The organism is Veillonella parvula (assembly GCF_024461875.1).
GTDB lineage: Bacteria > Bacillota > Negativicutes > Veillonellales > Veillonellaceae > Veillonella > Veillonella parvula_I.
Map to the genome: position 1 here is coordinate 1 of NZ_JANGAL010000117.1, position 234 is coordinate 234.

A 234-nucleotide genomic window follows, 5' to 3' on the forward strand; every position below is an offset into this window, starting at 1 on the left:
GAGATGGAAGGGATCAAGCATTATCTGGTGGATGAACTTGATCCTAAAGAAGAATTTCATGTAGCGAGATTTCAGCAGATGGCAAAAGATGCCCTAAAGGAAATCTATGCAAAAGGCAAGATTCCACTGATCGTTGGTGGAACAGGATTCTATATCCAAAGTCTTTTATATGATATTGATTTCACAAAAGAAGATGGAGACCAGGAATACAGAAAACAACTGGAAGAAAAAGCT

The 234-nt window shown here is 38.0% G+C and carries 1 pseudogene; it reads left to right on the forward strand.

Annotation, left to right across the window (positions count from 1 at the left end):
• Positions 1–234, forward strand: a pseudogene (locus NE668_RS10060) (tRNA dimethylallyltransferase); the annotation flags it as partial.